This window comes from Lacrimispora sinapis, from assembly GCF_043633585.1.
Lineage (GTDB): Bacteria > Bacillota > Clostridia > Lachnospirales > Lachnospiraceae > Lacrimispora > Lacrimispora sinapis.
Genome location: NZ_CP141832.1, coordinates 3,268,267 through 3,293,736, shown reverse-complemented (window position 1 = coordinate 3,293,736; position 25,470 = coordinate 3,268,267). Strand labels below are relative to the sequence as shown.

Annotated in this window: 19 protein-coding genes and 1 pseudogene; 17 read left to right on the top strand and 3 right to left on the bottom strand. The window is 45.2% G+C overall.

Features of this window, described 5'->3' with window-relative positions:
• Nucleotides 1–130 precede the first annotated feature (130 nt).
• Both VIG27_RS15455 and VIG27_RS15450 read right to left on the bottom strand, forming a co-directional pair.
• Complete coding sequence (locus tag VIG27_RS15455; protein WP_394523455.1) at nucleotides 131–1,954, bottom strand: sensor histidine kinase; 1,824 nt, start codon at nucleotides 1,952–1,954, stop codon at nucleotides 131–133.
• Nucleotides 1,951–3,507 (bottom strand): helix-turn-helix domain-containing protein, encoded by a 1,557-nt coding sequence (locus tag VIG27_RS15450; protein ID WP_394523454.1) that lies wholly within the window; start codon nucleotides 3,505–3,507, stop codon nucleotides 1,951–1,953. The genes VIG27_RS15455 and VIG27_RS15450 overlap by 4 nt, the downstream gene beginning before the upstream one ends.
• A gap of 193 nt (nucleotides 3,508–3,700) precedes the next feature.
• Between VIG27_RS15450 and VIG27_RS15445 the strand changes: the two genes are divergently transcribed.
• The 13 genes and pseudogenes from VIG27_RS15445 (at nucleotide 3,701) to VIG27_RS15385 (ending at nucleotide 17,802) form a co-directional block, all read left to right on the top strand.
• The gene (locus VIG27_RS15445) at nucleotides 3,701–5,215 is read left to right on the top strand and encodes a sugar ABC transporter ATP-binding protein (RefSeq protein ID WP_394523453.1); all 1,515 of its coding nucleotides are present in this window, start codon (nucleotides 3,701–3,703) and stop codon (nucleotides 5,213–5,215) included.
• Nucleotides 5,215–6,213, top strand: a complete 999-nt coding sequence (locus tag VIG27_RS15440; RefSeq protein WP_394523451.1) for an ABC transporter permease — start codon at nucleotides 5,215–5,217, stop codon at nucleotides 6,211–6,213. Before VIG27_RS15445 ends, VIG27_RS15440 begins: the two co-directional genes overlap by 1 nt.
• Nucleotides 6,214–6,215: 2 nt before the next feature.
• The gene (locus VIG27_RS15435; RefSeq protein ID WP_394523450.1) at nucleotides 6,216–7,211 is read left to right on the top strand and encodes an ABC transporter permease; all 996 of its coding nucleotides are present in this window, start codon (nucleotides 6,216–6,218) and stop codon (nucleotides 7,209–7,211) included.
• Between the two features lie 59 nt (nucleotides 7,212–7,270).
• Nucleotides 7,271–8,338 carry a rhamnose ABC transporter substrate-binding protein gene (locus VIG27_RS15430; RefSeq protein WP_394523448.1) on the top strand — a complete coding sequence of 356 codons (1,068 nt, stop codon included), beginning with the start codon at nucleotides 7,271–7,273 and terminating at the stop codon, nucleotides 8,336–8,338.
• A gap of 202 nt (nucleotides 8,339–8,540) precedes the next feature.
• Entirely contained in the window at nucleotides 8,541–9,386 is an 846-nt protein-coding gene (locus VIG27_RS15425) for a helix-turn-helix domain-containing protein (protein ID WP_394523446.1), read from the top strand.
• A gap of 269 nt (nucleotides 9,387–9,655) precedes the next feature.
• On the top strand, nucleotides 9,656–10,792 hold the full coding sequence (locus VIG27_RS15420) for a tyramine oxidase subunit B (protein ID WP_394523444.1): 1,137 nt from the start codon (nucleotides 9,656–9,658) through the stop codon (nucleotides 10,790–10,792).
• Between the two features lie 16 nt (nucleotides 10,793–10,808).
• Entirely contained in the window at nucleotides 10,809–11,117 is a 309-nt protein-coding gene (locus VIG27_RS15415) for a (2Fe-2S)-binding protein (RefSeq protein ID WP_394523443.1), read from the top strand.
• 37 nt (nucleotides 11,118–11,154) lie between these two features.
• Nucleotides 11,155–12,738, top strand: a complete 1,584-nt coding sequence (locus VIG27_RS15410; protein WP_394523442.1) for an FAD-dependent oxidoreductase — start codon at nucleotides 11,155–11,157, stop codon at nucleotides 12,736–12,738.
• The gene (locus VIG27_RS15405; RefSeq protein WP_394523441.1) at nucleotides 12,735–13,061 is read left to right on the top strand and encodes a (2Fe-2S)-binding protein; all 327 of its coding nucleotides are present in this window, start codon (nucleotides 12,735–12,737) and stop codon (nucleotides 13,059–13,061) included. The genes VIG27_RS15410 and VIG27_RS15405 overlap by 4 nt, the downstream gene beginning before the upstream one ends.
• 5 nt (nucleotides 13,062–13,066) lie before the next feature.
• Nucleotides 13,067–14,194 (top strand): NAD(P)/FAD-dependent oxidoreductase, encoded by a 1,128-nt coding sequence (locus tag VIG27_RS15400; protein ID WP_394523440.1) that lies wholly within the window; start codon nucleotides 13,067–13,069, stop codon nucleotides 14,192–14,194.
• Nucleotides 14,195–14,275: 81 nt separating this feature from the next.
• Nucleotides 14,276–15,622: an APC family permease gene (locus tag VIG27_RS15395; protein ID WP_394523439.1), complete on the top strand. Its 1,347-nt coding sequence runs from the start codon at nucleotides 14,276–14,278 to the stop codon at nucleotides 15,620–15,622.
• Between the two features lie 356 nt (nucleotides 15,623–15,978).
• Nucleotides 15,979–16,188 (top strand): annotated as a pseudogene (locus tag VIG27_RS15390) (YARHG domain-containing protein); the annotation flags it as partial.
• A 186-nt stretch (nucleotides 16,189–16,374) separates the two neighbouring features.
• Nucleotides 16,375–17,802 (top strand): DUF1266 domain-containing protein, encoded by a 1,428-nt coding sequence (locus tag VIG27_RS15385; RefSeq protein WP_394523437.1) that lies wholly within the window; start codon nucleotides 16,375–16,377, stop codon nucleotides 17,800–17,802.
• An 11-nt stretch (nucleotides 17,803–17,813) separates the two neighbouring features.
• Here VIG27_RS15385 and VIG27_RS15380 read toward each other — a convergent pair whose 3' ends face one another.
• On the bottom strand, nucleotides 17,814–19,022 hold the full coding sequence (locus VIG27_RS15380) for a helix-turn-helix domain-containing protein (protein WP_394523435.1): 1,209 nt from the start codon (nucleotides 19,020–19,022) through the stop codon (nucleotides 17,814–17,816).
• Nucleotides 19,023–19,207: 185 nt separating this feature from the next.
• On the opposite strand from VIG27_RS15380, the gene VIG27_RS15375 reads away from it, so the two are divergent.
• Genes VIG27_RS15375 through VIG27_RS15360 form a run of 4 tightly spaced genes read left to right on the top strand, consistent with a single transcriptional unit; the run spans nucleotide 19,208 to nucleotide 25,457 of the window.
• Complete coding sequence (locus tag VIG27_RS15375; RefSeq protein ID WP_394523434.1) at nucleotides 19,208–20,377, top strand: glycoside hydrolase family 5 protein; 1,170 nt, start codon at nucleotides 19,208–19,210, stop codon at nucleotides 20,375–20,377.
• Between the two features lie 44 nt (nucleotides 20,378–20,421).
• The gene (locus VIG27_RS15370) at nucleotides 20,422–21,819 is read left to right on the top strand and encodes an MFS transporter (RefSeq protein ID WP_394523433.1); all 1,398 of its coding nucleotides are present in this window, start codon (nucleotides 20,422–20,424) and stop codon (nucleotides 21,817–21,819) included.
• The gene (locus VIG27_RS15365; RefSeq protein WP_394523432.1) at nucleotides 21,816–23,819 is read left to right on the top strand and encodes a beta-galactosidase; all 2,004 of its coding nucleotides are present in this window, start codon (nucleotides 21,816–21,818) and stop codon (nucleotides 23,817–23,819) included. Before VIG27_RS15370 ends, VIG27_RS15365 begins: the two co-directional genes overlap by 4 nt.
• Before the next feature lie 3 nt (nucleotides 23,820–23,822).
• Entirely contained in the window at nucleotides 23,823–25,457 is a 1,635-nt protein-coding gene (locus tag VIG27_RS15360) for a glycoside hydrolase family 43 protein (protein ID WP_394523431.1), read from the top strand.
• Nucleotides 25,458–25,470 lie beyond the last annotated feature (13 nt).

The window sequence follows — 25,470 nt, the reverse complement described above, 5'->3', positions numbered from 1 at the left end:
GATTTGAACATAAAATGAATGGAAAAGGTCTCCCATTCCGGAACAGATTTTATTGCTCTGTTCCGGGGGGAGCCTTTTTTGCTTTCCTACGTCATTCATAAAGGGAATTCTGAAGCCTCCGGTACCATGTTTAGAGAAGTGGTGCGGCAGCATACATGACCCGTATCTCCACTTCCGTCCCTTTTCCCGGAATGCTTTTATAGGTCAGGCCGTATTCCGGGCCGTAAAGAATCTGAAGGCGGCGGTGGGTGTTAAAAACTGCGATGTTTGTTCCTGTTCTGCTGGTTCCCTTTCCGGATAAAAGACCGGAAAGTTTATCCTCAGGGATGCCCACTCCATCATCGGAAATCAGGATGACAGCTCCATGTTCTTCCAGCCAGCCGGTGATAACAATGGTTCCGCCTTTTGGAACCTTTTCCAGAAGTCCGTGGAGAATTGCATTTTCCACCACGGGCTGAAAGGTCAGCTTGGGAATGGTGCAGTCCATCATATAATCCGGCATATCGTTGACCAGGTCAATGACCTGATGATACCGCATATTCTGAAGACGCACATAGATATTTGCATGCTCCAGTTCATCTGCAATGGTACTCAAGGTCTCTTTTCTGCTCAGCGTCAGCTTGTAAAAACGGGATAAATCTACAATTGCTTCCGATACCTCATCAGTTCTGCCCTGCTTTGCCAGCCAGTTGATCATGTCCATGGTGTTATAAAGAAAATGGGGATTGATCTGCGCCTGGAGCGTGTGAAACTCGGCATGCCTTAAATCTTCTGCGGCTTTGATCTGTTCCGCAATCAATTGATTCATGGTTCTGGTCATATAATTGTAGGTATCAATCAACCCGCCGATCTCATCGTGGTACACGGAATCCGGCAGAGGGGTGGGAGGACCGGACCGGACTTTGGACATCTGCCGGATGACGGAGGAAATGCGGTTGGTGATGGAATGAGACAGTTTGATTGCAATTAAAAATGCAGATATGATGCAAAAAAGATAGATAAGAAAAAAGCCTATCACAATAAGAACACTTTTCTGGATGATGGATTTGGTGGGAATGACGGCAACCATAAACCAGTTGGTTTTCTGAATGTAATAGAAGCCTGCATACACATCTTCTCCCAGGATATTTTTCAGGATAAAGTTATCCGAAGACATAAAATAATCCCGTACCTTGTCATAGCTGAAATGATAAATTCCGGAAAGCCCATGATTGGAGGTGGCCACCGTACTGTCCCGGTCATTGATGATATAGGCCACACTGGTATCTTTGGATAAGTTGTTTTTCAAAAGAGCAGTAAAGGGTGCCTTGGAATAGTAAATGGCAATATAACAGGTGCGTAACTCATCCTTATAGGGAATGGAAGCTTTCGTGATAAATGCCATATCCCCGGATTCCTTTACCTCTATGGGACTTAAATAAAACTCAGGACAGAAAAGAGAGCGGTAAGAACGGTTTCCCTGGAAGATACCATGCCAGTAAGCGCCTCTGGCTTCCCTTACTGGCCGGAAGATCCTGCTTGTGTGTTTCTTATAAAAGATGGGCTGGGAAGCTGGCAGATCCATATAGATGCGAATGTCGGTTATGGTTTTTCCGTCAATGGTTTTCTCCGCCAGTTGGCAAAAGTCCACGGCATCAGCAGAATCCGTGAGCGGGGCATCTGTCTGAGAAGCCCTGGAGTGGAACAGCTTCCGGTAGTAGGGATGCGCTTCCAGGCCATTTTGTGCGGTAAGAATGGTATCAATAAGCCCATTGATCTGAGGGATGGTCATGGCAGAGGCGGTCTGTTCTGAGCGGACGGTATAAGCTAAAACCATATCGTAGAGTTTTCCGTAGAAAAACAGAAACATGACCAGCATGGGAATGGTGGTGATGAGCAGATGGGTAATGGTAAATTTTGTCTGCAGCATCATATTGTTGTAACAGGTCTTTGCTCTTTGTATCAGATGTTTCATTTCAGCATCTTCTCCCTGTAATCAGACGGTGATAAACCAGTCAGCTTTTTGAAACTTTTGCTAAAGTAATTTCCGTTGCTGTAGCCTACTTTGAAAGAAATATCGGCGATCTGATAACGAGGGTCCGCCAAAAGTTCCTTTGCTTTTTTCAGCCGGAATTCCGTGAGATACTGATTGATGGTCTGCCCGGTTTCATTTTTAAAATAGGTACAGACATAAGAGGCAGATAAGAAAACCTGATTGCCGATATCCCGAACCGATAGGGAATCATGATGATAATGCTTGTGAATGTAATCTTTTATTAAAAATATAGTGGAATTCTCCGGCATATAGGACCTGGCTGCTTCAAAAAGCAGCTCTGTTTTTTGGGTCAGCTTCTCATGAAGTTCATGGAAACTAAAACAGTTTTCAAGAAGCTTCATGGCATTTTCCGGTTCCGCAGCCGGAGCCAGCCGAAGCTGCTGGCGGCAGTCCTCTAATGTCATGAAAAGTTTATAATACAGGTCTCTTGCTTCATGGGGAAAGATATGTTTCTGCTGGTAAAATTCATGATGAAGCTGAAAAAGCAAATCTTTGACGGCGTTTAAATCCTTTGACAGGACAGCATTTGAAAGAAGGGGAACATAACGGTCATAGGAACCGTTTCCCGTCTTTTCCTTGTATCCGGTCATCTTTTTTTCAGGGGTAAAATAAGTCCCTGAATCAAAGAAAAAACTGCTTTGCATGAGGGAAACTGCGCTGGCATAGGACTCATAGGCTTTTGAGATTCCGGTGCAGGTCTCCCCTCTGCTGATATAAAAAGCGCAGGTCTTCTGAAAACGGTTCTTTAAAAAAGTGCCGATCCGGTCCATGGACGAAGAAGAGGGCGGTGCAGGAGATACGATGTGAAAAATGTGGTATTGGATGTATTTTGAAATATAATAAACCCTGTTGCGGGAATAGGAAAGATATATTTCCAGATCGGCAAGTATTTGATTCACGTGGTTTAAATCGGCCTGGCTTTGCTCCACCTTCACGACAAAGGAGGTGACGCTTAAAGAAGGCGTAAGTTTCAGATTCAGTTCCTTTGTCAGGGCAGCGATGATTTCTCTGCTGTCTTTATAGGGCTGAGTTAAGGCAGCGGCAAAGGAAGAGTCCGCTTCTCTGGAATAAAACAGCTCATTCTTCACGGTTCTCATATGTTGTCTGACGCAGTGATAAGCCTCCTTTATGGCAGAGGCCACTTCTGCCGGGTCCAGCGGCTTTTCCACATAGTTTATGGCTTTTAAGCGGATGGCGGCCTTTAGATATTCTTTGTCGGAATAGCCGCTCATGAAGATAAATGCGGAATTCGGGAGAAGCTTTTCCAGCCGTTCCACCAGCTCGATCCCGTTCAGCCTGGGCATTCTCACATCACATAAAATAATTTCCGGTCTCACTTCTCTGGCAATACGAAGTCCGCTTATCCCATCCTCGGCCTGGAACAGATTAAAAATCCCCAGAGACTCCCAATCAATGGAGTTGATCAGACCGATGCGTGTAAGCTCTTCATCATCAACAATCAGTAATTTCATAACGGTACCCCCAACCAGCACTCATATAATTCTATTTTAACAAAATAAACAAATATGACAAGCAAAAACGAAAAATTAACTCCATTATAAACAAAAACACAAAAAGAAATTACCCGATATCAAAAAATAATACTGTTTGCCTTCCATTCGTTCAATGATAAACTGAGATCAGTTGAGAAGGGAGGATAAAACGGTGGCCGATTATGTATTGGAATTGAAAGGGGTTACAAAAAAATTTCCTGGGGTCAAAGCCTTGGATCAGGTTCATTTTAATCTGAAAAAGGGAGAGGTCCATGCACTGATGGGCGAGAACGGGGCAGGAAAATCCACATTCATCAAAGTGATCACAGGAGTCCACAAAGCGGAAGAGGGAGAGATCTTTTTAGACGGTGCTGAAGTGGATTTTAAGGGGCCTAAGGATGCCCAGGCAGCAGGGATTGCAGCAGTTTACCAGCACCCCACCTCTTATCCCGATCTTTCCGTAACGGAAAATATTTTTATGGGTCATGAAATAATAAAAAGAGGAATCCTTCAGTGGAAGCGGATGAATCGGGAAGCAGATCAGCTGTTAAAGGAGCTGAATGCAGATTTTAAGTGCTCCGATGAGATGGGAAGCCTAAGCGTGGCTCAGCAGCAGATGGTGGAAATCGCAAAGGCCCTCTCCACACAGGCGGGAATCATCATTCTAGATGAGCCGACCGCAGCCCTGACTAGAAATGAATCAGAGGAATTATACCGGATCGTAGATAAGCTGAAGGCTTCCGGAGTATCGGTTATCTTCATTTCCCACCGGTTTGAGGATATGTATCGGCTGGCTGACCGGGTGACGGTATTTCGCGACTCGAAGTACATCGGCACTTTTAAGACCGATGAGATCACCAATTCTGATTTGATCCGGGCCATGGTTGGCCGTGAAATCAAAGATCTTTTTCCAAAGCCGGAGCTCCGGAGAGGTCCGGAAGTCCTGCGGATTGAAAAGCTGTCAAGGACCGGATATTTTAAGGACATCAGTTTTGAACTGCATCAGGGAGAAATCCTGGGACTTACCGGATTGGTGGGAGCAGGACGGACCGAGGTGGCTGAGAGTATCTGCGGAATCACAAGACCGGACTCAGGAAATATTTATCTGGAAGGAAGACGGATTTTCATTAAAAAACCGGCGGATGCCATGAAGGAAGGGATTGTACTTCTCCCGGAAGACCGTCAAAAAGAGGGGCTGATTCTTAGCTGGGGACTGGGACGCAATGTGACCCTTCCCAATTTAAAAAAATATTCCAGACGGGGTGTGATCAATGAAAAGCTGGAAGAGGAAACCGCAAAAGAGCTTCTGGAAGAAGTGGATACCAAGGCAGTTTCTATTTTTGATCCTGCAAGCTCTCTTTCCGGAGGAAACCAGCAAAAGGTAGTTGTGGCAAAAGCCCTGAGCCAGGAGATGAAGGTGGTCATTATGGATGAACCCACCAAGGGGGTAGATGTAGGGGCAAAAGCGGAGATCTATCAGATCATGGGGGATTTGGCGAAAAAGGGCTACGGCATTCTTTTGATCTCTTCGGAAATGCCGGAAATTCTTGGGATGAGTGACCGGATCCTGGTGATGTGCAGCGGCAAACTATCCGGAGAATTATCCCGTGAAGAAGCCACTCAGGAATCCATTCTTCAGTATGCCATGGAAAAATCCGAAAAGGATACGGAAAGGAGTCTGCACTAATGGAAAAAAATAGCTTGATCAAAAGGATCACAGGCTCCAGAGAGGCCAGCCTGCTCCTTGTCCTCCTCGTGTTATGCATCCTCATACAGATTTTAAGCCCTTCGTTTCTGACGGCCAAATCCATTCAGGATATGTTAAAAAACAACGCAGTCATTATGATCATGGCATTGGGAATGCTGTGTGTTCTTCTCATCGGAGGCATTGATATTTCCATTACCTCCACCCTGGCGGTATCCGGTATGGCTGTGGGAATGCTTTTAAAGTATCATGTAATACACAATACATTCCTGCTGTTTCTCATTGCCATAGGAATCGGTGCCGTATGCGGTGCTGCAATCGGGCTTGTGGTATCAAAAGGAAAGGTGCTTCCCATCATAGCGACCATGGGATTTATGTATATCTACAGGGGCTTTGCTTATCTGATCGCCAAAAGCCAGTGGGCCAGCGCGGAGAATCTGGGAGAGTTTAAAAATTTTGCTTTGGAAAAGGAACTGGGTTTTGGACGTTTAAATAACGTGATCGTCATTGTACTTCTATGCTATCTCATCTTTTTTGCGGTCATGAAATGGTCGAGGACGGGAAGGAAAATCTATGCAGTGGGAAGCAATCCGGAGGCAGCAGCCATATCCGGGATCAATACCGCAAAGATCAAACTCATCGTCTATACCGTTATGGGGATGTTGTCCGGACTGTGCGGTGCGCTGGCGGTAGCCGTCTATTCCTCCGCCCAGCCAAATATGCTGTATGGAAAAGAAATGGATGTAATTGCCGCCTGCGTCATTGGCGGGGTAAGCATGTCCGGCGGGCGGGGGACCGTAGCAGGTGCATTGCTTGGCTCCCTGATCTTAGCGGTCATTGCAAAGGCTCTCCCTCTGGTGGGAATTGATTCCATCGTGCAGAATACGGTAAAGGGCGGCATTATTTTAGCCGTAATTATTTTAAATGTAGGGACTCAGCGCATGATGCAGAAGAAAAATTTAAAAAGGAGGGAGATGTAGCAATGGCGGGAAAATCAGGCAGAAGCATATCTGCGCAGTCAGATCAAAACTGGAAAAAAAGGATTTTAAGCTGGGAAGGTGTACTGGTCCTTTTGTTTCTCATGGTAAATCTGTTTTGTATGGTTATTTCACCAAGCTACAAACCGGTGAATGTCCTTCGGGAAATGCCAAAGTATTTAACGGAAGTCTTCCTTCTGCTTCCCATGGCATATATTTTGATTTTGGGTGAAATTGATTTATCGGTTGGAGCGACGGTCTGTCTGTCCGCAACCACCGCCTGTCTTGCAGGCAATGCGGGGGTCCCCTTTCCTATGGTGCTGTTGATCGGAATCTTAGCAGGAACCGCCTGCGGACTCTTTAACGGAATCGCAGTGACCCTGTTTACAGAGCTGCCGTCCATGATTGTTACGCTGGCAACCATGATTATTTTCCGCGGAATTGCGGAGATTGCTTTGGGCAGCGGAGGCTCTGTCTCCTTGAAAAACAATCAGGGCTTTCGCACCATGGCAGGAAAAATCGGGCCAATTCCTTATATCTTCTTTGTTGTTCTGATTGCGGCAGTCATTTTTACCTTTATTTTAAGCAAAACAACCTTTGGGCGAAAGCTGTATGCCATTGGAAGCAACCGGAAGGCTTCTTATTTTTCCGGAATCCAGGTTCAGAAAATTCGTCTGCTGGTCTATTCCGCTGCCGGAATGATGGCGGGCGTCAGTGCCATGTTTCTTGTATCCGTGCTGTATGGTGCCAATACCACCACGGGCACCGGCTTTGAACTGGATGCCATTGCCATGGCTGTGTTTGGGGGGATTTCGACGGCAGGTGGAAAAGGAAAGCTGACCGGTGCCATCATATCCGCATTTATCATCATCTGTTTAAGAATCGGATTGGGCCAGATCAATATGAATCCCCAGGTCATTCTGGTGATCCTTGGAACGCTGCTGATCCTTGCGGTCATGATACCGGAAATAGGGAAAACGATGAAAAGGAAACAACTGTGATACAAGACACCGGGGGTGTTTCGTATAAAAGTATGATTAAAAAGGGAGGTAATCGTAAGATGAGAAAACAATTGGTTTGGGGAGTCCTGTGTGCGGCAATGGTGCTTGGAGCACTTAGCGGCTGTTCGGGGAAAACAGAGACCGGGGGAACTCAGATATCCGCGGCTCAGGACGGAGGGGGAAGCTCCTCCAAAAAGACGTATGCGGTCATTACTAAAGCAGCAGGAAATCCCTACAATGAAAAGATTGCTCAGGGCTTTCAAAAGGTCATTGAAGCAGAAGGAGGAACCTGTATCGTAAAGCATCCGGAATCTGCTACGGCTGATGCGCAGGTTTCCGTTATCCAGTCATTGATTTCCCAGGGTGTGGATTCCATCTGTATCGCCGGAAATGATGAAAATGCCCTGCAGGCGGCCTTAGAGGATGCGATGGCAGCAGGAATCAAGGTATCCTGTCTGGATTCCAAAGTAAATAAAGACAGCAGGCAGACGTTTGTCAATCAGGCTGGAATCAAAGAAATCGGTCAGGCATTGATGGAAGCAGTCTATGATATCTCCGGGGGTGAGGGAGATTGGGCCATTCTTTCCGCCACCTCCCAGGCAACCAATCAGAATGCATGGATCGAATCCATGAAAGAGGTTATGAAGGAAGAAAAGTATTCCAAACTCAATCTGGTTGAAGTGGCATATGGAGACGACGAACCTCAGAAATCCACGGATCAGACGCAGGCTCTTTTATCAAAATACCCGGACTTAAAGGTGATTTGTGCGCCCACTACCGTGGGAATCAATGCGGCTGCCAAGGTCCTTCAGGATGAGAAATCAAAGGTAAAGCTGACCGGTCTTGGACTTCCTTCTGAAATGGCGGAATACATTGGAGAGGATGAAGCACATTCCTGTCCCTATATGTATTTATGGAATCCCATTGATGTAGGGTCTTTGGGAGCATATACTTCCATGGCTCTGGTGGAGGGAACCATCACAGGAAAAGCCGGCGACAAGTTTAAGGCAGGAGAAATGGGAGATTACGAGGTAAAAGAAGCCTCCGACGGCGGTACAGAAATAATTCTCGGGCCCCCATTTAAATTCGACAGCACCAACATTGCGGAATGGAAGTCTGTATATTAGGATTGGGATAAAACGGGTTTCAAACCGTTCCAATGGCTGTTTAACTCCCTTATGAAAAAAAGGGTTTATTTGGAAGCAGATATTGTATTGACAAACCGGAGTTTCAATAGTATAAGTTTAAATATAAAACGCAATGGAGTCTTTGGCTCCGTTGCGTTTTTTTTACCCATTTACCAGCTTTTTGAGGAAAGAGGGATTGCCTATGAATGGAAGAAATCAATTGGATATTCTGCATCCGAAGCAGCCAGGCTTTGTTTTGGTGACTGGCGCATACAAGAAATATAATGTCATGCAATATGGAATCTCTCATTTCTATCAATTTGAGGCGGAAAATAACCTTATGACCGGAATTCCCGATGCCTGTGTGGATATTCTGTTCTGCAGCAGCGGCAGCAGGCTTGAATCAAGAGTTGCCGGCACACTTCTTGCCAAAACGGATGTAGAGACAGCAAGCCGCTGCAAGTATTTTGGCGTCCGGTTTCTTCCCGGCTTTAATCCGGTGGGAAAACACAGGAAGATGTCGGAGCTGGTTGGCAGGGAACAAAAATATGAGGATATGTTTGATGTTATTTCTGAACAGGAAGAATTGTTTGAGAAGCTGTGGAAGGAAGACAGCTTTGAACAGAAAGTCAAAATATTCACAAACTTTTACTTAAAGCATTACGATGCAGAACGGTATGAAGCCTATAACCTCCAATCCCTGTTAAGGCAGGAGATCGTAGCGTCGGGAGGCAATATCAAATTAAAAGAGCTTCAGGAAAAAACAGGCTATTCTCTCCGCTATCTAAACCGGGTCATTACCGATGAGTTCGGCATGGCGCCCAAAGAGCTGATGCGGATCATCCGCTTCCAGAATGCAATTGACGAGCTGACAAAAACCATGGGTAAGACTGGAATGACACGAGCCGCCCTTGATGCGGGATATTATGACCAGTCTCATTTTATAAAAGATTTTAAGGAGTTTACTAATCATACTCCCACAAAATATATGAACGGATTAATGCAGAACAGCTATAGGGAAAAACTGCAGGTGATTATGCAGGTATAATTTTAGTTAAGAAAAATTAATAGCACTTAGTTCCGATTTTTACAATTCTATCGTGATACATAACGATAGAATGTAGGAAAATGAAGGACAGAGAGGTCTTGTGATAATTATTATCACAGGGCCTCTTTTTTGTAAGGAGGCTGGAAAAGTGAAAAGAATCAATGATTCATCGGGAGCACCTTTAGAAGAAATCACAGGATATTCCAGGATGATTCAGGCAGGAAAAAACGAACCCGAAAACAGGATTTGACGGAATGGAGGAAATAAAAATGAGTGATCAAAAAATCGATTTTATATATCTCAGTGAAGAAGAAATGATAGAGGCAGGTGTAACGGACATGGCGGGCTGTGTAGAAGCCATGGAAGAGATGTTCAAGTTAATGAAAATCGGCGATTTCCGAATGGGAGGACCCAATGGGAATTCCCATGGAGTGATGATGACATTCCCCCAGGAATCCCCATTCCCCAATATGCCGACAGACGGCCCAGACCGGAGATTCATGGCAATGCCCGCCTATCTTGGGGGTAAATTCGATATGGCAGGCATGAAGTGGTACGGTTCCAATACGGAGAACCGAAAAAAGGGGCTGCCAAGATCCATTCTGATGCTTACGTTAAATGATAAGGATACGGGAGCACCATTAGCTTATATGTCAGCCAATATACTAAGCGCATTTCGTACCGGTGCAATCCCGGGAGTGGGAGTTAAATATTTTGCAAAGGAAGATTCTAAAGTCATCGGTGTCATTGGACCCGGCGTTATGAGCAGAACGGCTTTTGATGCCACTATGGCGGTGAGACAAGGAATTGAGACCGTTAAGATTAAGGGGAGAGGCAGGAAGTCCATTGAGAGTTTTATTAAATATATCAACGATAAGTACCCGCAGATCAAGGACATTCGGGTCGTGGAAACCGAAGAGGAAGCTGTCAGAGATTCCGATATTGTACATATTGCAACTTCAAGCCCGACCGGTGATATCAGCGAGTATCCATTTATCGAAGAAGCATGGATCAAACCGGGTGCCATCCTTTGCTGTCCGGCAGCGGCAAGATTTGAGGATGAATTTATTAAGAACCGTGCAAGAACGGTGACGGATAATATTCAGTTATATGAAGCATGGAAAGAAGAAATCGGAGAAAACGCATATCATACCATTCCCATACCAGCGGTGCACTGCATGGATTTAATTGAGGAAGGAAAGATGAAAAAGGAGCAGATTGATGATCTGGGAGATGTACTTACAGGGAAGATCCCGGTTCATAGAAATGACAATGAGATCATCATTTATTCCGTAGGCGGAATGCCCATTGAAGACGTTGCATGGGGAACCATTGTATACCGCAATGCCCTGGAAAAAGGAATTGGGAAAAAACTTAATTTGTGGGAGACCCCTTATTTGGCTTAAAGAGACGGAGGTTATTATGAGAATTAAAGAGCATCCAATACTTGGAAAACCGGAAGAGAAACGAGTGGTTTCATTTACTTATGACGGAAATACCATAACCGGTCATGAGGGGGAACCCATTGCCATCGCACTGGAAGCGGCAGGAATCATGATACACCGGTATACAAAAAAGTACCATGAGCCGAGAGGAATCTTCTGTGCAATCGGCAGATGTACGGACTGCGTTATGGTGGTTGACGGAAAACCCAATGTCAGAACCTGCATTACCCCTTTAAAAGAGGGAATGGATGTGAAAACCCAGTACGGCGTAGGAGCAAAGGAATAAAGGTGCTGGCGGAGAATTAAAATGGAGGGCAGGCAGGATGACAAGATATGATCTAATTATTATAGGAGCTGGTCCGGCTGGTTTGTCAGCAGCCATAGAAGCGGCAAAAAGCGGCTTAAAGGTAATTGTATTTGATGAAAATGCAAAGCCCGGCGGACAGCTTTTCAAACAAATCCATAAATTTTTTGGGTCAAAAGAACATAAGGCTAAAATCAGAGGTTATAAAATCGGTGAAGATCTGTTAAAGGAAGCAAATGACAATGGCGTTGAAGTCGTGTTAAATGCCACTGTCGTGGGACTTTATCTGGATAAGGAAGTTACGGTTTCCATAGAACAGGAAATCAGGCATTATAAAGGCGATGCGGTAATCGCAGCCACAGGCGCTTCTGAAAATATGATTACGTTTGAAGGCTGGACGCTTCCCGGCGTTATTGGCGCTGGGGCGGCACAGACCATGATGAATCTTCACAGCGTCAGACCCGGGAATAAGGTATTGATGCTTGGCTCCGGAAACGTAGGCCTTGTCGTGAGTTACCAGCTTTTACAGGCAGGCTGTGAGGTGGTGGCACTGGTGGATGCGGCACCAAAGGTAGGCGGATACGGGGTTCATGCGGCAAAAGCGGCACGATGCGGAGTTCCCTTTTATCTATCCCATACCATCATCAAAGCGGAAGGAACGGACCGGGTGACCGGTGTAACCATTGGTGAAGTGGACCAGGACTGGAAGATCATTCCGGGCAGCAGCAAGCATTTTGAAGTGGATACTATCTGCCTTGCCGTTGGATTATCCCCCATGTCCCAGCTCACCAAAATGGCAGGCTGTAAGATGAAGGATACCCCGACCGGATATGTACCGGAATGCAGCGAAACAGGAGCCACCAGTGTTCCGGGAATCTTTGTGGCAGGGGATGTATCCGGCATTGAGGAGGCCAGTTCGGCTATGATTGAAGGACAAATTGCTGGAATCAGTGCTGCAGAATATTTGGGATTTCTAAAAAAGGAAGAGCAGACAGAAAAAATAGAGGTACTGCACAAAGCCTTATTAAGTCTCAGGGAAGGAATGTTTGCACCGGAAAACCGTGGAAAAACCATAGAAAAGACAGAAGAAGGAATCGACATCTCAAAAAGTCTTTTAACGAAAGGCTATGTGTCTGAATCAGAACTCGAAAGATTTCCGGGAGTCACCAGACGAAAGGGAGTCCATCCGGTGATTGAATGCACCCAGAACATTCCCTGTAATCCCTGTCAGGATGCCTGTCCAAGAAAATGTATTAAAATCGGCAGTAAAATCACTGCACTTCCTGCGCTTGATGAGGAACGGGACTGCTCCGGCTGCGGATTATGCGTGTCCGCATGCTCCGGTCAGGCTATATTTCTCGTTGATGAAGACTTTGAACCTGGCTATGCGGCGATTACCCTTCCCTATGAATTTCTTCCCCTTCCGGAACCGGGAGATAAGGGTGCAGCTTTTGACAGAAGCGGAGCTAAGGTATGCAGGGCAGAAATTGTGGAGGTAAAATCAAAGAAGGTATATGACCATACCAGCTTATTGACCATGAAGGTACCCGCGGATATGGCAATGAAAGCCAGATTCTTTCGCAGACAGGAGGCAGAAGAATGAGTAAGAGAAGCGACCGGTCCAGGCCATTAAAGGAATTTGTACAGGAGCCGGATGATGGACTTATCATCTGCCGGTGTGAGGAAGTAACAAAGGGTGAGATCAGGAAAGCGGTCCATGACGGTATGTTCACTTTGACAGAAATCAGGCGTTACCTGCGATCCGGAATGGGACTCTGTCAGGGGCAGACCTGCGGGGCCCTGGTAAAAAGGATTGTAGCAAGAGAACTTTCAGTCTCCCCTCTTGAGTTGGAACCAGCCCCTTCCAGAGCCCCTATGCGGCCAGTGGAAATGAAGGTACTTGGAAATGAAAGAAAGGAGGACTGATTCCTATGGCACAATGTGCGGATATCATTATTATCGGCGGAGGAATTATCGGTAATGCGGCCGCCTATTATTTGGCAAAGAAAGGCTGTTCTGTCATCGTTTTAGAGAAAAGTGATCATATCGGAAATGGCGGATCAAGCAGAAATGGAGGCGGTGTCAGACAATCGGGCCGTGATAAGAGAGAATTGCCTCTGGCCATGTATGGAGCAAAACATTTATGGCCGTTCCTTTCTGAAGAACTGGGTATGGATGTGGAATATTATCAGAAGGGAAATCTTCGCCTTGGTAAGACAGAAGGCCACATGAAGATCCTGAAGGACCTTGCTGACAACGCCTCTTCCCTGGGACTGGATGTCAGGATGATTGACAGAGAAGAAGCAAAAAGTATCTGCTCTTATCTTTCTGATGAGGTGGTGGGTGCAAGCTGGTGTCCCACCGATGGTCACGCCAACCCCATGCTTGCGACCCTGGCCTATTATAAAAAAGCCAGAGAGCTGGGAGTGAAATTCATCACTGGAGAAGAGGTCATCGGGATTCGTAAAATCAAAGGAAAAGCAAGGGAGGTCATTACCTCAGAAGACCATTACGAAGCAGAGACCATTATCCTTTCGGCAGGCTATGACAGCAGAAAGATCGCTGCAACTGTGGGGATTGACGTGCCCATGACCCAGGCTCTTTTGGAAGTGCTGGTTACGGAAGCCCAGCCTCCCATGTTTTATCAGATGCTGGGAACTGCCATGGCAGACTTCTATGGGCACCAGAGTACTCACGGCTCCTTTGTCTTCGGGGGATCATCAGGCTTTGAAGGAGTGAATAAGGACAATGGAACGCCGGTGACAAACAGCCTGACCGCTTCCTGCATCTGCAGAGGAATCATGAAGTATTTCCCATGTCTTGCGGATGCCAAAATAGTCAGAACCTGGGCCGGCTGGATTGATGTCTGTGCGGATCATGTACCAGTGATCAGCCGGGTGGAAGAGGTTCCCGGTCTGATTCTTGCATGCGGCTTCTCGGGCCACGGGTTTGGAATTGCACCTGCCGCTGGCACCTTATTATCTCAGATTGCAATGGGGGAAGACACGGTACTTGATGTAAGCTCCTTCCGGTATGACAGATTTAAGGCAAAACTATAATAGCATCGTACAGTGACTAAGGCGTCTACGGCAGAAGCAGGCGCTTTTTGTATTCTCAAAACATGTGATGGAGGATTTGATATGGAAAAACAAGGAGTCGGGACAACATTAAAAAGAACACTGAATACAAAAGATTTGATTATTTACGGTTTGATATTTATGATTCCTTTGGCACCGGCAGCGATGTACGGCACCTTTTTGGCACCTGCAGGAGGAATGGTGGCACTGTGTTATTTAATCGGAATGGCAGCCATGTTTTTTACAGGCTTAAGCTATAAGCTCATGTCACAAAAATATCCCATGGCCGGTTCCGTATATATATATGTACAGAAAGGGATTTCTCCTGCCTTCGGGTTTCTTACCGGCTGGTCCATACTGCTTGATTATATTTTGCTTCCGGCCACAGTCGTTATTATCGGAAGCTCCTTTGCAAATGCCATGCTGCCGGCTGTTCCCACCTGGATATGGGCGATTTTGTTTATCTTATTCAGCACAGTTACCAATGTCATAGGAGTGGATATTATGTCAAAATGCAGCTGGATCTTATTCGCCCTGCAGATGATTGTGATTCTTGCGTTTATATTCTGCACCCTCCGTTTATTGCTGAATGGAACTCTTGAATTTAACACTCTTTCCTTTTACAACCCCGATCAATTTAACATATCCGGTATTCTGCGGGCAACGGGAATCGTCATACTCAGTTACTTAGGCTTTGACGCTATCAGCACTCTGGCAGAAGAAACCATTGATCCCGAAAGGGCAGTAGGAAGAGCGATTATTTTTGCAATTTTAATCATTGGAACAATCTTCATCGTCATTACTTTTTTTGCAGGAATTGCATATCCCAATTATGAAGAACTGAATGTGGATACTGCTTTTATTGATGTCATTGGCTTTGTAGGCGGCAAATGGCTGACGGCCATTACCTCCTTTACACTTGTTCTGTCCTTTGGCGTTGCCGCCGTACAGGCATCTCATACGGCGATTTCCAGAGTGCTCTTTGCAATGGGCCGTGATGGCGTCCTTCCAAAACAGTTATCCTATGTCAGCAGGAAATATCACACGCCGTTTGCAGCTACCATATTTGTTGGAATCGTTATTACACCCATTTCTCTATTCTGCTCCCTGGGACTGATCTCCACCATGGTCAGCTTTGGCGCCCTGTTTGGATTTATACTGCTGAACTGTGCGGTAATATTAAAGTTTTTTATTCAGGAAAAAGAGACAAGAAAAAGGCTGAAGGGAAAAGCCGTTCTCCAGTATTTAATCTGTCCGCTCATCGGTCTGATCGTGACTCTGTGGATTTTTATCAATCTTGGAATCAATGCCCATTTGGTCGGCTTTTTATGGCTTGCAGCCGGCTTTTTATATCTGGTCTGCTTAACCAGATTTTTCAGCAGTCCGGTTCCCCAGCTTGATATGACTTAAAAGATGTAATAAAAAAGGGTTCTATTGGCGAAATAATTCCAGCTCATTCCGCCAATTAAACCAATGGTCTTCAATCGTAATGCCTCCGTTTCCTGAATTTAGTATGTTTTTTATCATATGTTACAATATTTTTCTACTGGATTAGCAGGGGGTGGGGTTCTTAAATCAATGAAGTGTCCCATATCTCCCCCTAAAAAAGTGTATAGTTTACTTTACATGCGAAATAAACTATACACTTTTTTAGGGGGGAGATTATGGAAACATTAGAATATATGGAAAACGTCCGCAAGGTAAGAGATATATCAAACGTGGCAGAGCCCTTGTACGTTACAGATATATAGTATTACAGCAAAGAGGATTTTAACGGGGTTCCGCCTCTGATCCTTCATCTGGCTAAAAATGAGATTTATGCAAGGCATGGTTATATTTTTAATAATGAAGATCTGAATAATTACTTTATGGGACAGCTGTGGTATGAACCCTCCGTTAATCCCGATGACTTTGACCCAAGTGATTTTAATGATTACGAAAAGGTGAATTTAGAATTACTTGCTGGTCTTGATTAATATTGATCATTAAAAGAATTTGCTTGCTTCCTTAGGTCCCTGTAATGGCCTTGGGAGCATTTTTTTATTTACTTGGCAGGGAAAATATATTAAAATGGAAGGTATAGGAAAATATTTAGGATCTTACTCTGATAATGATGGTGAAAATCATTAATATATAGAAACAAAAAAGAAAAGGAGAACTGAGTGAATAACAAATATATTATACTGACAGCTATGTACCGCTACGGAATTCTTTACATGGAAGATAAGCCTTCTTTGGAGCAGATCAGGGATGTGCTTACTACGACAAATCCCCACACGGTAATCCCAGGCAGTAAAATGCTTGTTAAAAAAGCCTTAAATGATAATTACGGAATCAAAAATCTCCAGGATGCAGAAAACGTGATTGACGGATTGATGGAGTATGTCTTTACAGACGGAATTGTTTACAGCGGTCTCATCGACTTATTTCTTAATGCTCCCGGAGATTTTGCTTCCATGTCTTATGAACAGGCAGAAGAATATCTTCGCAAGGAAGAGAAACTTCGGGAATATATAACCCCCTTTTCTCCGGTGCAGGAACAGTTTCATCTCACAGAGGATCTCAATGATTGTTTAGAGGACATAAAAATATCCATCTTGTATTTCTTCCAGCCGGAAAATGCGGGGGAACGGAAGTCACTTTCTCAGTTATTTGAGAAAAACAGGTCCTGGCTTGCTCTGACCAAAGGCCGTTCTATGGCAGGTTTTCATCTTTCCCGGTTGATTTCCATTATTGCCGATGCAACTATGTGCGGTTATCTGGAGGATTCTAAGGCGGAAGAACTTCTAAACCATTATGGTGCCTTTGCCGAAGCCCTTTTTGACAATTGGGAGACTTTTTTATCCAGTGCCTTGTTTGGCAAGCTGCTCATGTCCTCCAACAGCGGAACGTTTATTCTTGATTCCTCAGACTATGTAAAAAGCTGTTATAAGCTCGCAGCCCATGAAGGCAGGCTTTTAGAAGTGTCAGGGCTTTGGACTGGCAGTGATACTACAGAGCTTTGCAGATGCTTAGGGGAAACCTATGGAGTGTCCCTGGAGAAAGGTGAATCAAAGGCTTTCGGTTCTGATCCCCGGTACGCATTTGTCCAAGCAACAATCCTGCCCGTGTTTGAAAAATACGGAGTAGAATATCTTTTGGATCAGGAAATGTGTGAGCTTTCTTATACGGTTCCGGTTTCCGATACAGAATCCGGCCCGTACTATGACATGGAGGCTCTTATCAAAAAGAAACGATTTGAACAGAGCTCCGGAGAGATTCCCTTTATCGCTCATTCCAAGCTGCTCGTAACCGATCAGAGCATTCGGATTATCGAAAAAAAACTGTTCGGTTCCAAACTGCATACGTTTTCCTGGACTCAAAAGCTTCAGTTTTCTTATGATTTTACAAAGCTGGATCTGATTGCATTTAAGGTAAATGGCATTACCATGTTCCATATGCCCCGGAATTATAAGAAAGCCGGCATCAGCAAAAAGGATGATGTGTTCCTGGATAAAGAGCAGGTATTAAAGCATTATTCCGAAGATATCAGGAATGCCCTTCTGGCTTTTTCAGAGCTGAACCAGGTGCTTGGAGAAAAACGAGGATAAGAGAACAACGCCTACTGAAACTCCTTGACCCCAAACAAAAGCCGGTATTTTCTGAGGGTGTATCCCGTCATCTTTTTAAACTGCTTTCCAAGATGGCTTTGTGAGGAAAAGCCCAGATAAGCGGCAATGTCGATATAAGAGTATCTGGAATAGATTAAAAGATTTTTGGTGCGGTCTATTTTTTCCTGCAGAATGTAGGCATACAAAGAAATGCCCTCACTTTTTTTAAACAATTCAGAAAGATAATTGGGATTTAGATGCAGATGCTCTGCCAAATCCTGAACGGTAATTTTGTCATGCAAATGAGAGAAGATATAGTCCTTGCATAAGTTGATATTGGGATTATTCTGTTCGGGGTTCTGATTTTTTTTCATCTGATGAAGATTATGAACCATGGATGTATAATGATATTCTGCACCTCTGAGGAGATGAAGCAGGGAAGGGGTATCCATGGTTTCTTCAATTTTCTGTATGTAATTGTCACTAAGGGAAAAAGAAATTTCCGGATGGAGTCCTCCCCGGATCGCGGCGCGGCTTGCCAGTGCGATGACCACAATGCAGAGGTTTTTTAAATTCCTGGTTTTATCCTTTGCCAGAGTGCCCAGCTTGGCGTTGTAGTTTTCTGCGATGCTTTGCTCCAGTCCTCGGATGTCTCCACGCTCAATGCTGGATAGTTCACGAATTTCCTGGTCATAAGGATTATGCCTGGTTTGATGCTCTTGCGTTTCAAAAACCATGTCGGAAAAATTTTTTTCAATCTGTTTGTGTAAGGATTTGTCAACACAGTTATGTAAAATCACCTCCTGCTCTTTTTTTATTTTCTTATGAAAGAGGTTGTAAACCAGAAGAATTTCTCTTAAATAGAAAGAAAAGTCCAGGGCTGGAATAAAATCAGGATTGTATTCTGACACGGGAACGTTTGGAAATTCATGCTTCATATCAATCAGACCTTCCAGCCGGACCGGTCCGATTAAAAAGCTCACTGCCCCGCAGGAAACCACAGCATAGATTAAGTCCTGGTTTACACAAAACAAGGTGGGAGAGTTCTCTTTATCAAAAGAGAGCATATTTTCCAAAAGTTCCGGTGAAAGAGAGAATACCGGATCAATAAAATCATATTTTTCACAGAACTCCCCTAGGAGTTCTTTTTTTTGACTGTATTTTCTTACGTTTGTGTGCAGCTGTTTTGAAATATACTGGATCAATGCCATCTGATTCATAGAGCGTCTCCCTTCTTTGAATATAATCTTATATGATAAATATACCAAAAAAACAGAGAAATGTATCAAAAATATGTGAAAAGTAATATAGATTTTTGATGATGTTTCGTATGATGAGAGTATCAATTGCGGTTGCTAAAAGGTTATAGAACATGCCGCACAAGAGAAGAAAAGGGGAATGCATAGTGAAGGTAAAAGGAGTTAATTTAGGAAACTGGCTTGTTCTGGAGAAATGGATGCATCCGGCACTATTTGAAGGAACCACAGCAGAGGACGAATACTGGCTGCCAAGACAACTGGACCGAAAGGTATATGAAGCAAGAATTAAGTTACACCGGAGTGAGTATATCACAGAACGGGATTTCCTGACGATTCGTTCCTGGGGACTTGATTCCGTGAGAATACCGGTGCCTTATTTTATTTTTGGAGACAGGGAACCGTTCATAGGTTGTATCGAGGAGCTTGATAAAGCCTTTGGCTGGGCGGAAACGTATGGACTTACCATCTTAATTGATCTCCATACGGCTCCAGGAGGGCAAAACGGCTCGGATAATGGGGGGATCTGCGGAGTCTGTAAATGGGCGAGCCAGCCGGAGGAAGTGGAGTTTGTATTAAGCGTACTGGAGCGTCTTGCCAGGCGGTATGGAAACCGGAAAGGGATGTGGGGAATTGAAGTGATCAATGAACCTATGCTTGAAAAAATGTGGAACAAGATGGAGATTCAGAAGCGGTATCCTCCTGTGGATTTAAAAATGGCGGAGGGGAGCAGGGGGATTTCCAGAGAATTTTTAAGAGACTTTTATTTGAAGGCATATGACCGGCTGAGAAAATACCTTCCAAAAGAAAAATATGTGGTGATCCACGATGGGTTTGAAATAGATATCTGGAAGGACTTCATGCAGGAAGAACGGTATGAAAATGTGGTATTGGATACCCATCAATATTTAATGATGGGTGAAATGGAGGGATGTGAGCAGACGATTGACGGCTATTTAAGCTATATCAAAGAAAAGTTTGAAAAACCAGTTGAAGAGATGCAGCAGTATTTTCCGGTGATCTGCGGGGAATGGTGTCTCTTTAATTCCTTGGTTTGCGGTCATGATACCCAAGGGGGAAAGTCGGTGTTAAATGGGGTAGAGGGGGTAAAACAGGAAGTCTTTTCCCCGGAGCAGAAACGAGAAATCTACCAGGCTGTGGCAAAGGCCCAGCTTTCCGCTTGGAATAAGGGGGCCGGATATTATTACTGGAGCTATAAGCTGCTGGTGGATACGGTAAATTCTAAGGGGTGGATTGGCTGGGACAGCTGGGACCTGGGAAGATGTGTGGCCTTTGACTGGTTTCCTCTGGAAAAGTAGGAGAAGAGGGTCGGTTATTAACGTAAGGGATGGAGGAAAATAAAATGAGAGCAGAAACAAATATGGAACCCAATGCAAGGCTTTCTTTTATAGAGCGTCTGGGATATGGGCTTGGGGATTACGCAGGAAATTTAGTTTATTCTGCCATCAGTGCATTTTTACTGATTTATTATACCAATGTGGCAGGGGTTAGTGCAGTAGCTGCGGCAGCAATCATTGGGGTTTCCAAAATAGTGGATGGATTTACAGATCTGTCCATGGGATACATTATTGATCACACCCACAGCAAATGGGGAAAAGCAAGGCCATGGATCGCCAGATTGTGTGTCCCCCTGGCTGTCTGTACGGTACTGATGTTCAGCGTCCCTTCCGCTTTGGTGGGAAAGGCACAGCTGGCCTATATTTTTCTGACCTATAACCTGGTGTCCAGTATCTTTTATACGGGTATCAACGTTCCATATGCCACCATGAACGGCCTTATGACCACCAATAAATATGAAAGAGGCCTGCTTGGAAATTTCCGTATGCTTCTGGCGACCGCAGGCACCATGACCATTAATACGGTGGTTTTAAAGATGACCGCTGGATTTGGCGGAGGAGACGTATATTCTCAAAAGGGCTGGACTCTTACCTTTGTTGTGCTTATGATTGTTTTTGTCATCTTGAATATGTTCATGTTTCTGGTATGCAAGGAGCGTGTGGTGGAGAATCAGGGAAGCGGCAAGGGGCAGGAGCAGAAGATTTCCTTTCTAAAGGGAGTTGCCGGGCTGTTTCGGAACAAGTATTGGGTCCTCCTTGTCATCTGTCTGTTTTCCATGTACTTTATGATGTCCACATTTTTTGGCTCCGCCGTATATTTTGCCCAGTATAATTTAGGGAATGCGGCAAGTTTTACCCCAATTTCCAACTTTCTATCCATGTCGCAGATTATTACAATGGTTATTACGCCTTTTATTATGAAAAAGGTTTCCAAGCGAAATTTGTTTTTATGCGGAATGCTTATTTCCATGATCGGCTTCTGCCTGACCGGAATATCCACGAATCTCACATTTTTGTGTGCCATGTCTGTAATAAAAGGAATTGGCTTTGGCTGCTCCGGAGCTACCATGTTTGGACTTCTGCAGGATGCCATTACCTATGGAGAATGGCAGAACGGATATGGCACAGCCGGTATGGGAAATGCAGCCTCCTCCTTTTGCATGAAGGTTGGTTCCGGTGTGGGAACGGCAGCATTAGGCGCAGTTTTAGGACTGGGAGGTTTTTCTGTTGACAGGGCGGTACAGAGCCAGGAGGCCCTGCAAGCGATTTCATGGTCCTTCATCTGGATTCCGGCAATCACTATGTTGGTAGCATTGGTATGCCTGGCATTCTTTGATCTGGATAAGTACTATGACGCAATTGTAGCAGACCTGGCTGAAGGAAGACATAAAGGAGATATATGAGAAAAGAGATTTTATTTGGAGCGGCCTATTACCCGGAGTACTTACCCTGTGACCGGATAAAAAAGGATCTGGTCATGATGAAGGAAGCCGGTATGAATGTGGTAAGGATAGCCGAATCTACCTGGAGCACTTTGGAGCCGGAGGAAGGAAGATATAACTTTTCCTACGTTGACCGTGTGCTGGAGGAAGCTCAAAAGTTGAGAATGTATGTAATAATTGGAACGCCTACCTATGCCATACCTTCCTGGCTGGTAAAAAAAGACCCCTCCGTAATGGTGGAAACAAAGGAAGGAAGGACATGGTACGGCCACAGGCAGAAGATGGACCTTGTGAATCCGACATTTCGTGCCTGTGCAGAAGCCATGATCCGTAAGCTGTTCTGCCATACGGCAGAGCATAAGGCTGTCATAGGATTTCAGCTGGATAATGAAACAAAGCATTATGGGTCGTATTCTTCATTTGTGCAGCAGATGTTTTTGGAATATTTAAAAGAAAAATTTAAAACAACAAAGACGCTGAATCAGACCTTTGGGCTGGCGTATTGGAGCAATTCCATTGAAAACTGGGAGGATTTTCCGGATATGAGGGGCTGTATCAACGGAGGACTTGCAGGTGAGTTTGAGGCTTTTAAGCGGTCCCTTGCAGCAGATTATCTGAAGTGGCAGGCGGATATTTTGGCGGAGTATAAAAGAGAGGATCAGTTCGTTACCCACAATTTTGATTTTGAGTGGAAGAAATTCGGGGCGGATATTGCACAGGATGGGTATTCCTACGGAGTCCAGCCGGATATCAATCACTATGAGGCCTCCAAAGCGGTAACTCTGGCAGGAACGGATATCTACCATCCCACTCAGGATGCTTTGACCGGAGCGGAAATCGCCTTTGGAGGGGACTGCATCCGAAGTCTTAAAGCGGACAATTATCTGGTTTTGGAATGTCAGGCCCAGGCGTTCAAATACTGGACGCCCTACCCCGGCCAGCTTCGCCTGCATGCATACAGTCATCTGGCAAGCGGCGCATCAGGTCTTCTTTACTGGAACTGGCATTCCATTCACAACGGGTACGAAACCTATTGGAAGGGCTTATTGAGCCATGATATGGAACCCAATCCGGTTTATGAAGAAGCAAAACAGTTTGGACAGGAGTGGAAGAAAAAAGGGGCAGAACGGCTTTGTCTGTCCAAGCAAAATGAAATCGCTCTTGTCATAGACAACCGTTCTCTGACGGCGCTGCAATGGTTCCCCATTGATAAAAAGATCAGCTATAATGACGTGGTCCGCTATCTCTATGACAGCTTATACGAATTGAATCTGGAATGTGATGTGGTGGATATCCATGCACTGGAGCCTTCCAGATACAAGATGATTCTTACACCAGCCTTGTATAGCATCAGCGAAGCGGATATTAAAAGGCTGGAACAGTTCGTCCTGGAGGGAGGGGTGCTGTTCAGCACCTTTAAGTCCTTTGCAGCCAATGAGCAATTAAGTGTCTACCCGGACCGGCTTCCCCATCTGTTAAACTCTGTTTTTGGAATGTATTATCAGCAGTATACACAACCGGATAAGGTGTCTCTTCTTGGGGAGCCGGTTACCGGTCTGGCTGAGCTTTTATGTGTCGGGGATGCCCAGGTTCTCGGTTCCTATCAGCATAAATACTGGAAGGCTTATGCCGGAATCACAAAAAACAGGGCGGGAAAAGGTATGGGCTACTATCTGGGCTGTCTTGCGGGCAAGGAAGTTTTAAAAAAGGTTTTAAAGGAAGCTGCATTGGATGCCGGCATAACTCTTAGCGGCATAACATGGCCGGTAATTGTACGAAGTGGAATCAATCAAGCCGGAGATAAGCTTCAATACTGGCTGAATTACAGCAGCCAGCCAAAGGAATTTTCCTGCCCCTGCAAAAAAGGAGAGGAATTGCTGACGGAGAATGTCTATGCCCGGGGAGAAAAGATCCGTCTGGAGGAGTGGGGAGTGGCTGTACTAAAGGAAATGGAGGAATGAAAAATGATAAAAAATCCGATTTTGCCCGGTTTTAATCCAGATCCCTGTATATGCAGAAAGGGGGAAGATTATTATCTGGCAGTATCCAGCTTTGAATGGCTTCCCGGAATTCCGGTTTATCATTCAAAGGATTTAAAGCATTGGGAACTTTACACCCATGTGCTGACTGATGATACGGCGGTGGATCTAAAAAAACTCCCCTCTTCCAAGGGAATCTGGGCACCGTGTCTTTCCTGGTGTGAGGAAGAGGATTTGTTCTATGTGGTTTATGGTGTGATGAACTCCATGAATGCCAGATATTTTGACGTAGACAACTTTCTGATTACCGCAAAGGATATCAAAGGGCCATGGAGCGAGCCGGTCTACATTCATTCCTCCGGGTTCGATGCCTCCATTTTTCACGACGATGACGGAAAAAAATACATTGTTTCTCTGGAATGGGAGACCCGGGAAGGATATGAAAAGCCCGGGGCGATCTGTATGGTGGAATATAGTCCGCAGGAAAAGAAGATCGTGGGATTTCCCAAACGGATTTACAACGGGGGAACGGACAGAGGGTGTATCGAAGCACCTCATCTGTACCGCCGGGGGAAATATTATTATCTCATGTGTGCGGAGGGAGGAACCGGATATAACCACTGTGTGACCATGGGGAGGTCTCAATCGGTCTTCGGTCCTTATGAAGCGGACCCGGGAAACCCCATTGTCACATCGGCACCAGGCAATTCCAACGAGCGGCATAATCCCGATCATTTGAAGCCGGAGTACTATAATCCCGATTCGATTCTTCAAAAGTCCGGTCACGGGAGTTTAATAGAAACCCAGACAGGAGAGGCTTATCTGGTGCACTTATGCGCCAGACCCTTTGTGCCCGAGCTTCGCTGTACCTTAGGCCGGGAAACTTCCATCCAGAAGATGGAGTGGACAAAGGAGGGCTGGCTGCGCATGAAAGGCGGCGGCAATCTGGCCAGGCTTGAAACGGAGGAGAGTGGTCTGCCAAAGACCCGTTTTCCGCAGCTTCCGGAGCGGGATGATTTTGACAGCGGGCAGTTGGGAATACAATACTACGCCCCCCGCATCATGCCGGAGCGCTTTGCGGATGTTCACGTAAGAAAAGGGTATGTAAGAATCCGGGGGCAGGAATCCAGGACCTCTTTGAATCGAGTCAGTATTCTTGCCAGAAAGCTTACCTCTGTACACGCAAGGATCACGACTAAAATGGAATTTGTTCCCCTGGTGCATCAGCACAGTGCAGGACTGATTCTTTATTATGATAACATGAACTATATCAATCTCCGCAAGTATTACAGTGAAACATTAAACCACAGTGCTTTATCCGTGATCCATCTGGAAAATGGCGAAAAAACGGAATTTTTAAATACCAGGATTCCGGTAAAGGACGTTCCCGTCTGGCTGCGCCTTGAAATCAATGGAAGAGAATCTTATTTTTCCTGGAGCTATGATGGGATGGAATATAAGAGAATCGGAAGAATTTTTGACACCACCCGGTTTTCCGATGAGTATTGCCATTATGGAGAATTTACCGGTACAATGGTGGGACTGACCTGTGCAGACCGCGTCAGACATGAGCATTATGCAGATTTCGATTTTTTTGAATATCAAACGCTTCCTGTCTGACCGGCCATTCCAA